Here is a 14239-nt window from a genome sequence, read left to right on the forward strand (position 1 = left end):
ACGGTCAGGACGGCCGGTTCGCCCGGTACGGGGCTCGGTACATGAGGTCCACCTCGTGAATGGTGAATCCCAATCGTTCGTATACCCGCACGGCGGCCGGATTGTCAGCGTCGACGTAGAGGAGAACGGTTTCGAGTCCGCGCTCGCCGGGGCCGGTGCCGGTCAGGTGGCGCAGGCCCGCCGCGGTCAGCGCGCGGCCGAGGCCGCTGCCCTGCTCGGCCGGGTCCACCCCCACCACGTACACCTCGCCCAGCTCGGGCTCGGTGGCGGTGGTCGGGTGCACCTTGGTCCAGTGGAAGCCGACCACCTTGTCGTCCCGGGTGGCGAGGAAGAAGCCGGCCGGGTCGAACCAGGGCTCGGCGATCCGCTCGGCCAGGTCCTGCTCGGTCCAGGCGCCCTGCTCCGGGTGGTGGGCGAAGGCCAGGGCGTTCAGCCGCAGCCACTCGGCGTCGTCCTCCCCCGGACGGAAGGTGCGGAGCTCGATGCCCTCGGGGACGGCCACCGCCTCGGTCTGCCGACCGGTGCGACGCATCTGCCGCAGCTCGCGGACCAGCTCGGCGCCGTACGCCCCGGCCAGGTGCCGGGCCGCCGGATGGCCCCCGTGCACCCAGAAGTCCACCGCGTCCCGCCCCGCCCGGTGGGCCTGCTCCAGTACGGCGTCCACCAGCGGGCGGGCCAGGCCGCGGCCGCGGGCGGCCGGGTCGACCACCAGCTCGGCCGCCGGGTTGGCGGTCGGATTCTCCGGCACTTCGAGCTGGCCGTAGCCGAGGACGGCCTCCGTCCCGGTCCCGGTCTCTGCCTCCGCCTCTGTCTCTGCCTCGATGAGGTGGATGATGCCCGGGCGCGGAGTCTCCGCGTTCCTCAGCCGGAGCCGGCCCTGCTCGGACACGGCGGCCCGACCGTCCACCACCTGGGCCTCCGCCAGCACCCGCACGGCACCGTCACGCTGCTCGGGCCGGAGCACATCATTCGCAATGACCGCTGTCTGATCGTCCATGCAGTGACAATACGTCGACAAGCCCCCGGAAATGCGAAGAACCCCCATCCGGATCCCGGATGGGGGTTCTTCAGAAGAATTGTTCGGCAGCGTCCTACTCTCCCACAAGGTCCCCCTTGCAGTACCATCGGCGCTATGAGGCTTAGCTTCCGGGTTCGGAATGTAACCGGGCGTTTCCCTCACGCTATGACCACCGAAACACTATGAAACTGTGCACCGCACACCCGGATTCGGGCGGGTCGTTGTTTCAGAACAACACAGTGGACGCGAGCAACTGAGGACAAGCCCTCGGCCTATTAGTACCGGTCAACTCCACCCCTCACAGGGCTTCCATATCCGGCCTATCAACCCAGTCGTCTACTGGGAGCCTTACCCTCTCAAGGAGGTGGGAGTGCTCATCTCGAAGCAGGCTTCCCGCTTAGATGCTTTCAGCGGTTATCCCTCCCGAACGTAGCCAACCAGCCATGCCCTTGGCAGGACAACTGGCACACCAGAGGTTCGTCCGTCCCGGTCCTCTCGTACTAGGGACAGCCCTTCTCAACACTCCTACGCGCACAGCGGATAGGGACCGAACTGTCTCACGACGTTCTAAACCCAGCTCGCGTACCGCTTTAATGGGCGAACAGCCCAACCCTTGGGACCTACTCCAGCCCCAGGATGCGACGAGCCGACATCGAGGTGCCAAACCATCCCGTCGATATGGACTCTTGGGGAAGATCAGCCTGTTATCCCCGGGGTACCTTTTATCCGTTGAGCGACGGCGCTTCCACAAGCCACCGCCGGATCACTAGTCCCTACTTTCGTACCTGCTCGACCCGTCAGTCTCACAGTCAAGCTCCCTTGTGCACTTACACTCAACACCTGATTGCCAACCAGGCTGAGGGAACCTTTGGGCGCCTCCGTTACCCTTTAGGAGGCAACCGCCCCAGTTAAACTACCCACCAGACACTGTCCCTGATCCGGATCACGGACCCAGGTTAGACATCCAGCACGACCAGAGTGGTATTTCAACGGCGACTCCACAACAACTGGCGTTGCTGCTTCACAGTCTCCCACCTATCCTACACAAGCCGAACCGAACACCAATATCAAGCTATAGTAAAGGTCCCGGGGTCTTTCCGTCCTGCTGCGCGAAACGAGCATCTTTACTCGTAATGCAATTTCACCGGGCCTATGGTTGAGACAGTCGAGAAGTCGTTACGCCATTCGTGCAGGTCGGAACTTACCCGACAAGGAATTTCGCTACCTTAGGATGGTTATAGTTACCACCGCCGTTTACTGGCGCTTAAGTTCTCAGCTTCGCCCCACCGAAGTGGAGCTAACCGGTCCCCTTAACGTTCCAGCACCGGGCAGGCGTCAGTCCGTATACATCGCCTTACGGCTTCGCACGGACCTGTGTTTTTAGTAAACAGTCGCTTCTCGCTGGTCTCTGCGGCCACCCCCAGCTCAGAGTGCAAGACTCGTCACCAGGAATGGCCCCCCTTCTCCCGAAGTTACGGGGGCATTTTGCCGAGTTCCTTAACCATAGTTCACCCGAACGCCTCGGTATTCTCTACCTGACCACCTGAGTCGGTTTGGGGTACGGGCCGCCATGAAACTCGCTAGAGGCTTTTCTCGACAGCATAGGATCATCCACTTCACCACAATCGGCTCGGCATCAGGTCTCAGCCTCAATGAGTGACGGATTTGCCTATCACTCGGCCTACACCCTTACCCCGGGACAACCACCGCCCGGGCTGGACTACCTTCCTGCGTCACCCCATCGCTCACCTACTACCCCGTTGGGTCACCGGCTCCACCACTTCCCTTTGCCCGAAGGCTCCAGGACGGCTTCACGGGCTTAGCATCAAGAGGTTCAGCGTTGGCGCTTCAAAGCGGGTACGGGAATATCAACCCGTTGTCCATCGACTACGCCTGTCGGCCTCGCCTTAGGTCCCGACTTACCCTGGGCAGATCAGCTTGACCCAGGAACCCTTGGTCAATCGGCGCAAGAGTTTCCCACTCTTGTATCGCTACTCATGCCTGCATTCTCACTCGTATACCGTCCACGACTGGTTTCCACCGCCGCTTCACCCGGCACACGACGCTCCCCTACCCATCACAGCAGGCGTTGGCCCTTCATGCTGCAATGACACGACTTCGGTGATGTGCTTGAGCCCCGCTACATTGTCGGCGCGGAATCACTTGACCAGTGAGCTATTACGCACTCTTTCAAGGGTGGCTGCTTCTAAGCCAACCTCCTGGTTGTCTCTGCGACTCCACATCCTTTCCCACTTAGCACACGCTTAGGGACCTTAGTCGGTGTTCTGGGCTGTTTCCCTCTCGACCATGGAGCTTATCCCCCACAGTCTCACTGCCACGCTCTCACTTACCGGCATTCGGAGTTTGGCTAAGGTCAGTAACCCGGTAAGGCCCATCGCCTATCCAGTGCTCTACCTCCGGCAAGAAACACGTGACGCTGCACCTAAATGCATTTCGGGGAGAACCAGCTATCACGGAGTTTGATTGGCCTTTCACCCCTAACCACAGGTCATCCCCCAGGTTTTCAACCCTGGTGGGTTCGGTCCTCCACACGGTCTTACCCGCGCTTCAACCTGCCCATGGCTAGATCACTCCGCTTCGGGTCTTGGGCATGCAACTCAACCGCCCTATTCGGACTCGCTTTCGCTACGGCTACCCCACACGGGTTAACCTCGCTACACACCGCAAACTCGCAGGCTCATTCTTCAAAAGGCACGCAGTCACGGCCCACCAGCAAGCTGATGAACGACGCTCCCACGGCTTGTAGGCACACGGTTTCAGGTACTATTTCACTCCGCTCCCGCGGTACTTTTCACCATTCCCTCACGGTACTATCCGCTATCGGTCACTAGGGAATATTTAGGCTTAGCGGGTGGTCCCGCCAGATTCACACGGGATTTCTCGGGCCCCGTGCTACTTGGGAGATGAGCAAGCAAGCCGTACAGATTTCGTCTACGGGGGTCTTACCCTCTACGCCGGACCTTTCGCATGTCCTTCGACTACCCATACGGTTTCTGACTCGCCCAGCCGCCGGCAGACGACTGAAGCTCATTCCCACAACCCCGCATTGGCAACCCCTGCCGGGTCTCACACCAATACGGTTTAGCCTCATCCGGTTTCGCTCGCCACTACTCCCGGAATCACGGTTGTTTTCTCTTCCTGCGGGTACTGAGATGTTTCACTTCCCCGCGTTCCCTCCACACTGCCTATGTGTTCAGCAGCGGGTGACAGCCCATGACGACTGCCGGGTTTCCCCATTCGGACACCCCCGGATCAAAGCTCGGTTGACAGCTCCCCGGGGCCTATCGCGGCCTCCCACGTCCTTCATCGGTTCCTAGTGCCAAGGCATCCACCGTGCGCCCTTAAAAACTTGGCCACAGATGCTCGCGTCCACTGTGCAGTTCTCAAACAACGACCAGTCACACACCCTCGATGATCCGAAGACCACCTCAAGTGAGGCCGGCACTGAGACAACGGTTCAACCCGTTCCCTCAGGACCCAACAACGTGCCCGACACAGTCAATCCCAGAACGCGTTCCACGCCGAAGCAGTACTAACCTCTGGTCTCTTCCTGTGCCGAATAGTCAACGTTCCACCCATGAGCAACCGTGCAGGACATTCGCCTGCAAGCGGCTATGTGCTCCTTAGAAAGGAGGTGATCCAGCCGCACCTTCCGGTACGGCTACCTTGTTACGACTTCGTCCCAATCGCTGGTCCCACCTTCGACGGCTCCTCCCCTTACGGGTTAGGCCACCGGCTTCGGGTGTTACCGACTTTCGTGACGTGACGGGCGGTGTGTACAAGGCCCGGGAACGTATTCACCGCAGCATGCTGATCTGCGATTACTAGCAACTCCAACTTCATGGGGTCGAGTTGCAGACCCCAATCCGAACTGAGGCCGGCTTTTTGGGATTCGCTCCGCCTCACGGCATCGCAGCCCTTTGTACCGACCATTGTAGCACGTGTGCAGCCCAAGACATAAGGGGCATGATGATTTGACGTCGTCCCCACCTTCCTCCGAGTTGACCCCGGCAGTCTCCTGTGAGTCCCCATCACCCCGAAAGGCATGCTGGCAACACAGAACAAGGGTTGCGCTCGTTGCGGGACTTAACCCAACATCTCACGACACGAGCTGACGACAACCATGCACCACCTGTATACCGACCACAAGGGGGCACCTGTCTCCAGGTGTTTCCGGCATATGTCAAGCCTTGGTAAGGTTCTTCGCGTTGCGTCGAATTAAGCCACATGCTCCGCTGCTTGTGCGGGCCCCCGTCAATTCCTTTGAGTTTTAGCCTTGCGGCCGTACTCCCCAGGCGGGGAACTTAATGCGTTAGCTGCGGCACCGACGACGTGGAATGTCGCCAACACCTAGTTCCCAACGTTTACGGCGTGGACTACCAGGGTATCTAATCCTGTTCGCTCCCCACGCTTTCGCTCCTCAGCGTCAGTAATGGCCCAGAGATCCGCCTTCGCCACCGGTGTTCCTCCTGATATCTGCGCATTTCACCGCTACACCAGGAATTCCGATCTCCCCTACCACACTCTAGCCTGCCCGTATCGAATGCAGACCCGGGGTTAAGCCCCGGGCTTTCACATCCGACGCGACAGGCCGCCTACGAGCTCTTTACGCCCAATAATTCCGGACAACGCTCGCACCCTACGTATTACCGCGGCTGCTGGCACGTAGTTAGCCGGTGCTTCTTCTGTAGGTACCGTCACTTGCGCTTCTTCCCTACTGAAAGAGGTTTACAACCCGAAGGCCGTCATCCCTCACGCGGCGTCGCTGCATCAGGCTTTCGCCCATTGTGCAATATTCCCCACTGCTGCCTCCCGTAGGAGTCTGGGCCGTGTCTCAGTCCCAGTGTGGCCGGTCGCCCTCTCAGGCCGGCTACCCGTCGTCGCCTTGGTAGGCCATTACCCCACCAACAAGCTGATAGGCCGCGGGCTCATCCTGCACCGCCGGAGCTTTACACCAACCCCCATGCGGAGGAAGGTCATATCCGGTATTAGACCCCGTTTCCAGGGCTTGTCCCAGAGTGCAGGGCAGATTGCCCACGTGTTACTCACCCGTTCGCCACTGATCCACCCCGAAGGGCTTCACCGTTCGACTTGCATGTGTTAAGCACGCCGCCAGCGTTCGTCCTGAGCCAGGATCAAACTCTCCGTGAATGTTTACCCGTAATCGGGTCGACACCCGCGTTGAGCGGCACGGCAACCACCGGAATAGGGCGGCCCCGCGCACTGCGTCCTCGCTAGTGTTTTACTTCAAAAGGAATCTCCAACCCCAGGAAACCTGAGGCCGGGGATGTCAACATATCTGGCGTTGACTTTTGGCACGCTGTTGAGTTCTCAAGGAACGGACGCTTCCTTCGGACTGCCTTCCAGCAGACCCTCCGGGCTTCGTTCTTTCGTGTTCCCAGCTTATCAGACGTTTTCCGCTCCGTTTTCCGGAGTTTCATTCATCGGATTTCCCGAACTGGTCGAGGTCACTTTCGCGACGTCCACCACATTACCGCATTTCGAGTTTCACTCGAAATTCACTCTCGCCCCGTCGGCGGCAACGCCGCCGAACCCATATTCATGGGGATCAGAGTGAGAGTGGGTCTTGCTGAATGAGGTGGCCGCTCCAGCGACTCGTTCAACACTAGGCCACCTGGACGACGTCGTCAAACGTCGAGGGCCGGATCTGTCCAGATCCGGCCCTCGACGCTCTGAGCCGCAGGTCAGAGCAGGTGCGCTTTCAGCCAGGCGTCAGCCGACCGGTCAGCCGGCGGCGACCAGTTCCACCGCTGCGAGGTTCCGCTTGCCGCGCCGCAGCACGAGCCAGCGGCCGTGCAGCAGGTCGGCCTCGGTCGGCACGGCCTCCTCGTCCGTCACCTTGACGTTGTTGAGGTAGGCGCCACCCTCCTTGATCGTCCGGCGGGCGGCCGAGCGGCTCGGCGACAGGCCGACGGCGACCAGCAGGTCCACCACCGACTGGAGCTCGGGCACCTCGGCCTTCGGAACCTCGGCCAGGGCGGCGGCCAGGGTCGGGGCCTCCAGGTCGGCGAGGTCGCCCTGGCCGAACAGTGCCTTGGACGCGGCGACCGCGCGCTCGTACTGCTCCGCGCCGTGTACCAGCGTGGTGAGCTCCTCGGCGAGAGCGCGCTGGGCGAGGCGGGCGGCGGGGCGCTCGGTGGTCTCGCGCTCCAGCTCCTCGATCTCCTCCTTCGAGCGGAAGCTGAAGATCCGCAGGAAGGTGGGGACGTCCCGGTCGTCCGCGTTCAGCCAGAACTGGTAGAAGGCGTACGGGGTGGTCAGCTCGGGGTCGAGCCAAACGGTGCCGGACTCGGTCTTTCCGAACTTGGTGCCGTCGGCCTTGACGATCAGCGGCGTGGCGAGCGCGTGGACGGACTTGCCGTCAGCCTTGCGGATCAGGTCCGCGCCGGCGGTCAGGTTGCCCCACTGGTCGCTGCCGCCGGTCTGCAGGGAGCAGCCGTAGCGGCGGTTCAGCTCCAGGTAGTCCATGCCCTGGAGGATCTGGTAGCTGAACTCGGTGTAGCTGATGCCGGCGTCGGAGTTGAGCCGTCGGGCGACGGCCTCCTTGGCGATCATGTTGTTGACCCGGAAGTACTTGCCCACGTCACGCAGCAGGCTGATCGCCGACATCCCGGACGTCCAGTCCAGGTTGTTGACCATGCGGGCCGCGTACGGGCCCTCGAAGTCGAGGAAGCGCGAGATCTGGCCTCGCAGGCGCTCGACCCAGCCGGCCACCGTCTCGGGGTCGTTGAGCACGCGCTCGGCGGTGGGCTTCGGGTCACCGATCAGGCCCGTGGCGCCGCCGACCAGACCGAGCGGGAAGTTCCCCGCCTGCTGGATGCGGCGCATGGTGAGGATCTGCACCAGGTTGCCGAGGTGCACGCTGGGCGCCGTCGGGTCGAAGCCGCAATAGAACGTGACCGGGCCGTCCGCGAACGCCTTGCGCAGTGCGTCCTCGTCAGTGGACAGGGCGATCAGCCCACGCCACCGCAGCTCGTCGACGATGTCCGTCACGGTCACGATTCTCCTTCGATCGGGCGTCCGCCCGGCGATGGCCCGGTTCGATCGGGTCCCGGGTCGGTACGACTCCAGCCTGATAGAGCCTACGCGGTCCCGGCCAGCGAGTTTTCCCCGAGGCACCCCGACGGCACCCCACAGGCACTCTGCAGGCATCCCGCTGACACCGCCGGGCTACCTCTCGTGGCCCCCGCCCGCTCCCCCACGCCCCTCCCCCGATACCGGAAATTCCGTTGTTCGACGGCTGTGGGCCCATTCAGAGTGGTTCCACCGCCGTGCGGCGGCAGTGACGTGTGTGGAGACGGTCGTGCCGCCGTGGCACGCCCGCGGGAAGGGTGTGCCGAGTGCGCAACACGCTGGTTCTGAACGCGAGCTACGAGCCCCTGACGACGGTGCCGCTCCAGCGCGCCGTCGTCCTGGTGCTCCAGGACAAGGCGGTGGTGGAGCAGGCGCACCCGCTGCGCTCGATCCGGGGGGCGGGCATGGCCCTCCCGGTGCCACGGGTGATCAGACTGCAACGGTACGTACGGGTGCCGTTCCGACAACAGGCTCCGTGGTCGCGGCGGGGTGTCCTGGCCCGGGACCAACACCTGTGCGCGTACTGCGACCGGCGAGCCACCACCGTGGACCACCTCCAGCCCAGGTCTCGCGGTGGCGCTGACAGCTGGATGAACACCGTGGCGGCGTGCGCGGAGGACAACCAGCGCAAGGCGGACCGCACACCGGAACAGGCCGGGATGAGGCTGCTGCGCCGCCCGTTCGTGCCGACGCCGCAAGCCAGCCTGATGCTGGCGCTCGGCCTGCGCGACTCGGAGGCCCGGGACCTCGCCGACTGGCTGCCGGCCGTAGCAGGTCGGCCCGTCTCCGCGGCGTGAGGCGTCGCCGGAGAACGCCGGGAAACGAGGACACTCTCGACCTGAAGGCACTCTCGATCCGAGAGCGGCGGCGGGTGGGGGCGACGGTGCGCGGGGAGAGGACCGAGGGCCTCAGTCCTTCGCCCGGTACTCCGCCGCGGTGCCGTAGTTGGCCGAGTGCTCGGGCACCACGACCACCTGCCCGCCGCCGATCAGCACCCGTCCGGAGATCAGCAGCGAGCCGGTGCCCAGCGGGAAGTTCCCGCCAACGGCCTCCTCGCCGCCCGCCAAGGGGAAACGGCTGAGGCGGGCGGGCTGGTCGCGGCGCTCGTCGGCGGCGAGCACCAGTGATCCGCCGTCGACGCCGACCGCCCGGACGGCGCCCTTGGCGGCGGTCGGCACCTTCCAGCGCTGCTTGCCGGTGTCCAGGTCGTAGCCGACCGCGGCCACCGGCCCGCTGCCGTTCGACGGGGCGAGAGTGGTGACCATCGTGCGGCCCTCGAAGTACACCTCGGGAGTGGCCGAAAACGCACCGTGGGCGACATCGAGCCGACCGCTGTCGCCGACCACCGGGATCTCGGCGGCCGGGTCGCCGCCCGGACCCCAGGCGAACACCCGGTCGTTCTCGGGCTTTTCCCCGGTGGTGAGCACCACGGACGGCTCCGCGGACAGCACGGTCACCGTCTTCGGCTGGTTGTTCAGGCCCCGCCACCAGCTGACCTTGCCGTCCGCGACGTTCAGCGAGACGGCCTGGTCGGTGGGGGTCGAATCGGCGCAGGAGGAGGCGACGAGCACGGTCTTGCCGCTGACGCCGCCGGAGAGTGTGCAGAACCTGCCCTGCCCGGTGTACTGCCAGACGTCCTTCCCGTCGACCGACTCCCAGGCCAGCGCCCGGTCGTCGCCGACGGCGACCACCTTGTCCTCGGTGACTCCGACCTGGGCGGAATAGACGCCCTTCGTGTCCGAGAGGGTCTTGGTCCAAGCGGTCTTACCGGTCTTGGTGTCCACGACGGACAGCAGGGCGCAGGGGCCCTTCGGATCGCCCTGCGGACGGAACAGCGCCGCACCCAGGCCCGCCTGGTTCACTCCCGCCGACAGCCCGCACGGGACGGCCCCGGCAGCCGGCGGCTCCACCGACCAGGTCGGCTTGCCGCCCGTCCGGTCGTACGCGCGCACCCCGGAACCGTCGGCCCGGACCACCGCGTCGGCCAGCAACCAGCTGCCGATCAGGGTGTCGTCGCTCGCGGACGTACCGGCCGCGGCGGGCTGCGCGGCCCACGTCCGGGTGTGCGCCACCGCGAAGCCCGGCTCACCGCCGCTGCTCGCCGCCGCGCTGCCCCCACTCTCGGCGCCCACCATCAGCCCGGCCGCCACCAGCACGCCCAGCGCGGCCACCCCGGCACCGGTCCGCACCAGCAAGGCCCTGCGGCTGGGCACGTGTTCGCCGGTCAGCACCGCGTCGGCGGCCTTCCGGGCCTTCGCGGAGAGGGATGAGCCGACATCGGAGCCGGAGGTGCCGCCGGCGGCACCTCGACGGGTGGCGGCCCGCGACGACGCGGCGGGAACGGCCTGGGGCTCGGAATCCCGTGACAGAGGAGCCACCTCGGGCTTCTCCGGGCCGGGCGCGGGCGCCGCCTCGGCCTCCTCGATGCGCACGTAGCCGTCCGTCGAGTACTCCGCCCCCTCCGGGACGTACAGCCCTTCCCCGGCAGGTTGAGGAGAATCGGCGTACGGCAGGTAGGGGTGTTGCTGCTGCGCGTGGTCCGGGTACTGCGGATACGGCTGGTACTGCTCCTGGCCGCCGTACTGGCCCTGGACGTGGCCGCCTTCGACGTGGCCGGTCCGGCCGTACCCGTTCTGGCCGTATCCGCCCTGGTCATAGCCGGTCTGGTCATAGCCGGTGTACCCGTGCCCGTAGGCGTCCCGGCCGAACTGACCGTACTGCGACTGCTGCTGCCCGTACTCGGCCGAGCCGTAGGCCGACTGTTGCTGCCACTGCGACGGCTGCTGCGGCGTCTGCTCCTGCTCGGAGGATTCGCCGTACCCGCCGTTCTGCCAGTCAAGGTGGCCCTGGGGCTGCCACGGCTGCTGGGAACGGGCGTCTTCGAAGGGCTCCTGCGCCATCCGTTCCGTCCCTCCCGAGCCCTGCCTGCCTGCCTGCCGATGCGGCAGTCAGCATCTCACGCCCACCCGAAGGCGCGGGCCGGGCCCTCCGCCGCACGGCCCGGCCCTCTCGGTCGAGCCGTGTCAGGCCGCCGACTCGGCGCGCAGGGCCTCGTCGATCCGGGCAGCGAGAGTGAAGTCCAGCCCGGTGAGGCCGCCGGCGCTGTGAGTGGACAGGACGAAGCGCAGAGTGCGCCAGCGGATGTCGATGTCAGGGTGGTGGTCGAGCGCCTCGGCCTGTTCGGCCACCGCGACCACCACCCGGATCGCGGCCGGGAAGTCCGGGGCGTCGGCGCTGCGGACGATGCTGTCGGCCTCCCGCGTCCACTGGGGCAATGCTGCCAGCGCCGCCGTGATCTCGTCCTCGTTCAGCCGTGCCCTGCTGCTCATCGCCGCGCTCCTGGTGGCTCGTCGGTCCGGGTGCCGGGACTCCGGGATGTCCGGGATTCCGGTGTCAGGCGACCTTCCGGCGCGGACGGGTCACCAGCTCGCCTCCGCAGTTGGGGCAGGTGGCGGCCATGGCCTCGGTGCAGTCCGAGCAGAAGGTGCACTCGTAGGAACATATCGAGGCGGCGCCGTCGGCGGTCAGCGACACCGCGCAGCGCTCGCAGGTCTCACGCATCTCCAGGGCCATGGCACCATTCTCCGATCTTCATGCGGACTGACGGTCACTCAATTGAGCAGCAGCTTGGTGACGGCCGCAAGGCCGACCACCACGATGACACCACGCAGCACGGTCGGCGAGAGGCGGCGGCCGACCTTCGCCCCGACCAGGCCACCGACCAGTGAGCCCGCCGCGATCAGACCGGCCGCGGCCCAGTTCACCGTCGACGTGAACAGGAAGAAGAGCGCGGCAACACCGTTGACGATCATCGCCAAGGCGTTCTTCACCGCGTTGATCCGCTGGAGGTCCTCCTGGAGCAGCATGCCCATCAGCGCCATCAGCAGGACGCCCTGCGCGGCACCGAAGTAGCCGCCGTAGATGCCGGTGAGGAACACCCCGACCAGCAGCAGCAAGCTGCCGTCCGGATCACCGCCGGGGCGGCGACGGGCGGCGACGACCTTGGCCACCCGAGGCTGAATCACCACCAGGACGAGCGCGAGCAGGATCAGCACCGGGACGATCGCGTCGAAGGCGCCGCTCGGCAGCTTGATCAGCAACAGCGCGCCGACCAGCCCCCCGAGCAGCGAAGCACTGCCCATGCGCAGCACTCGACGGCCCTGGCCTGCCAGTTCGCGGCGGTAGCCGATCACGCCGCTGAGCGAACCGGGTACCAGACCGAAGGAGTTGGAGACGTTGGCGGTGACCGGTGGGATGCCCACGGCGAGCAGGACCGGGAAGGTGATCAGCGTCCCGGAGCCGACGATCACGTTGATCATCCCGGCGCCGGCACCGGCCACCAGAACGGCGATCGACTCCCAGAGCGTCATGGGTCACCTCTCCTCTCGGTCCTGTCCGAGGGATCATGCCGGACCGCCTCGCGGACCGACCAGACCCGCCCACGATTCGGGATGCACGCCACAGCGCCCGGTGCGGGGGCTTCCGCACCGCGAAAGGCCGGAGGCCCGCCACCTCTCGGCGACGGGCCCCCGGCGAAGCACGATCCGACCGGTCACTCCGGGTCGATCTTCGGGTACTCCCGCGCCGGGTCCACCCGGGGACGGGCGGCACCCTTCTCGGTGTCCACCGGCCGCGGACCGGACGCCGGGTCGAGCGGCACCTGGGTGGCCGCCGGGGCCGCCTGCGGGACGCTGGGCGCCGCGACCGCGCCGCCGTTCACCCCGCCGTTGCCGGTCAGACCGGTGAAGGCGCCACCGAGGCCCTTGAGCGCGTCGCCGACCTCGCTGGGAATGATCCAGAGCTTGTTGGAGTCGCCCTTGGCCAGCTCGGGCAGGGTCTGGAGGTACTGGTAGGCGAGCAGCTTCTGGTCGGCGTCACCGTCGTGGATGGCCTCGAAGACCGTGCGGATCGCGGCCGCCTCACCGTCCGCGCGCAGCACCGCGGCCTGTGCCTCACCCTCGGCCTTGAGCACCTCGGCCTGCTTCTCACCCTCGGCCTTGAGGATCTGGGCCTGGCGCTGGCCTTCGGCGGTGAGGATCGCGGCGCGCTTGTCACGGTCGGCGCGCATCTGCTTCTCCATCGAGTCCTGGATGGAGGTCGGCGGCTCGATCGCCTTCAGCTCGACGCGGTTGACCCGGATGCCCCACTTGCCGGTGGCCTCGTCCAGGACGCCGCGCAGGCCGGCGTTGATGACCTCGCGCGAGGTCAGGGTGGACTCCAGGTCCATCGAACCGATGATGTTGCGCAGTGTGGTGACGGTCAGCTGCTCGATCGCCTGGATGTAGCTGGCGACCTCGTACGTCGCGGCGCGGGGGTCGGTCACCTGGTAGTAGATGACGGTGTCGATATTGACGACCAGGTTGTCCTGGGTGATCACCGGCTGCGGCGGGAACGGCACGACCTGCTCGCGCAGGTCGATCCGGTTGCGGACGCGGTCGATGAACGGGACGACGATGTTCAGCCCTGCGTTGAGCGTCCGGGTGTAGCGGCCGAAGCGCTCCACGATCGCGGCGCTGGCCTGCGGGATGACCTGGATCGTCTTGATCAGCGCGATGAAGGCCACCACGACCAGGACGACCAAAACGATAAGGACGGGTTCCACGGACTCTCCCCTAGACGACCAGGGCGGTCGCGCCCTGGATTTCGACGACGTCGACCTGCTGTCCAGGCTGGTACACCTGGCCCGGGTGGAGCGCACGGGCCGACCAGATCTCGCCGTTCAGCTTGATCCGCCCGCCCTCCCCGTCGACGGTTTCCGCGACGACCGCGGTGGCGCCCTGGAGCGCCTCGATGCCCATCTTGACCTGCGGACCCTTCTCCAGCTGCCGACGGGCGATCGGGCGGACGAAGACCACCATCGCGGCCGAGACCGCGACGAAGGTCAAGGTCTCCAGGACCACTCCCCCGCCCAGTGCGGCCACGCCGGCGGCGACCAGCGCGCCGACCGCGAACATGGCGAACTCAGGCACCGCGGTGAGCACCAGCGGTATGCCGAGCGCGGCGGCGGCCAGGAGCCACCAGATCCAACTGTCCACACGTCCATCCTAGGGAGCGAAGGCCTTCGAAGCGGACAGTTCCCGCAGGTCGACGGACGGAAACCGGTCG

General features: G+C 65.7%; 9 protein-coding genes and 3 rRNA genes. 1 reads left to right on the plus strand and 11 read right to left on the minus strand.

Features of this window, described 5'->3' with window-relative positions; genetic code table 11:
* Positions 1-4: 4 nt before the first annotated feature.
* From mshD to tyrS, 5 genes are all read right to left on the minus strand, one after another.
* On the minus strand, positions 5-997 hold the full coding sequence (gene mshD / locus QWJ13_RS23780) for a mycothiol synthase (protein ID WP_316526937.1): 993 nt from the start codon (positions 995-997) through the stop codon (positions 5-7).
* Between the two features lie 81 nt (positions 998-1078).
* Positions 1079-1195 (minus strand): 5S ribosomal RNA (gene rrf, locus QWJ13_RS23785).
* A 78-nt stretch (positions 1196-1273) separates the two neighbouring features.
* Positions 1274-4394: ribosomal RNA gene (locus QWJ13_RS23790) — 23S ribosomal RNA — on the minus strand.
* A gap of 272 nt (positions 4395-4666) precedes the next feature.
* Positions 4667-6190: ribosomal RNA gene (locus QWJ13_RS23795) — 16S ribosomal RNA — on the minus strand.
* The 16S, 23S and 5S rRNA genes sit together here, the layout of an rRNA operon.
* A 594-nt stretch (positions 6191-6784) precedes the next feature.
* Entirely contained in the window at positions 6785-8053 is a 1269-nt protein-coding gene (gene tyrS / locus QWJ13_RS23800; protein ID WP_316527381.1) for a tyrosine--tRNA ligase, read from the minus strand.
* Between the two features lie 347 nt (positions 8054-8400).
* Here tyrS and QWJ13_RS23805 point away from each other — a divergent pair, with 347 nt between their 5' ends.
* The gene (locus tag QWJ13_RS23805; protein WP_316526938.1) at positions 8401-8931 is read left to right on the plus strand and encodes an HNH endonuclease; all 531 of its coding nucleotides are present in this window, start codon (positions 8401-8403) and stop codon (positions 8929-8931) included.
* 111 nt (positions 8932-9042) lie between these two features.
* Here QWJ13_RS23805 and QWJ13_RS23810 read toward each other — a convergent pair whose 3' ends face one another.
* From QWJ13_RS23810 to QWJ13_RS23835, 6 genes are all read right to left on the minus strand, one after another.
* Positions 9043-11034 carry a PQQ-binding-like beta-propeller repeat protein gene (locus QWJ13_RS23810; RefSeq protein WP_316526939.1) on the minus strand — a complete coding sequence of 664 codons (1992 nt, stop codon included), beginning with the start codon at positions 11032-11034 and terminating at the stop codon, positions 9043-9045.
* Between the two features lie 123 nt (positions 11035-11157).
* Positions 11158-11463 carry a 4a-hydroxytetrahydrobiopterin dehydratase gene (locus QWJ13_RS23815; RefSeq protein WP_316526940.1) on the minus strand — a complete coding sequence of 102 codons (306 nt, stop codon included), beginning with the start codon at positions 11461-11463 and terminating at the stop codon, positions 11158-11160.
* 64 nt (positions 11464-11527) lie between these two features.
* The gene (locus QWJ13_RS23820) at positions 11528-11707 is read right to left on the minus strand and encodes a DUF1272 domain-containing protein (RefSeq protein ID WP_316526941.1); all 180 of its coding nucleotides are present in this window, start codon (positions 11705-11707) and stop codon (positions 11528-11530) included.
* Positions 11708-11745: 38 nt separating this feature from the next.
* Positions 11746-12504, minus strand: coding sequence for a sulfite exporter TauE/SafE family protein (locus QWJ13_RS23825; protein ID WP_316526942.1), 759 nt, complete (start codon positions 12502-12504; stop codon positions 11746-11748).
* A gap of 182 nt (positions 12505-12686) precedes the next feature.
* Positions 12687-13736 carry an SPFH domain-containing protein gene (locus QWJ13_RS23830; RefSeq protein ID WP_316526943.1) on the minus strand — a complete coding sequence of 350 codons (1050 nt, stop codon included), beginning with the start codon at positions 13734-13736 and terminating at the stop codon, positions 12687-12689.
* Between the two features lie 10 nt (positions 13737-13746).
* Positions 13747-14169: an NfeD family protein gene (locus QWJ13_RS23835; RefSeq protein ID WP_316526944.1), complete on the minus strand. Its 423-nt coding sequence runs from the start codon at positions 14167-14169 to the stop codon at positions 13747-13749.
* Between the last annotated feature and the right edge of the window lie 70 nt (positions 14170-14239).

The sequence above is a fragment of the Kitasatospora brasiliensis genome, from assembly GCF_032654805.1.
GTDB classification, from domain to species: Bacteria; Actinomycetota; Actinomycetes; order Streptomycetales; family Streptomycetaceae; genus Kitasatospora; species Kitasatospora brasiliensis.

Excerpts from the sequence above, each read along its gene's own strand:
- QWJ13_RS23810 (WP_316526939.1), bottom strand. The coding sequence starts at position 11,034 with ATGGCGCAGGAGCCCTTCGAAGACGCCCGTTCCCAGCAGCCGTGGCAG.
- QWJ13_RS23820 (WP_316526941.1), bottom strand. The coding sequence starts at position 11,707 with ATGGCCCTGGAGATGCGTGAGACCTGCGAGCGCTGCGCGGTGTCGCTG.
- QWJ13_RS23815 (WP_316526940.1), bottom strand. The coding sequence starts at position 11,463 with ATGAGCAGCAGGGCACGGCTGAACGAGGACGAGATCACGGCGGCGCTG.
- mshD (WP_316526937.1), bottom strand. The coding sequence starts at position 997 with ATGGACGATCAGACAGCGGTCATTGCGAATGATGTGCTCCGGCCCGAG.
- QWJ13_RS23825 (WP_316526942.1), bottom strand. The coding sequence starts at position 12,504 with ATGACGCTCTGGGAGTCGATCGCCGTTCTGGTGGCCGGTGCCGGCGCC.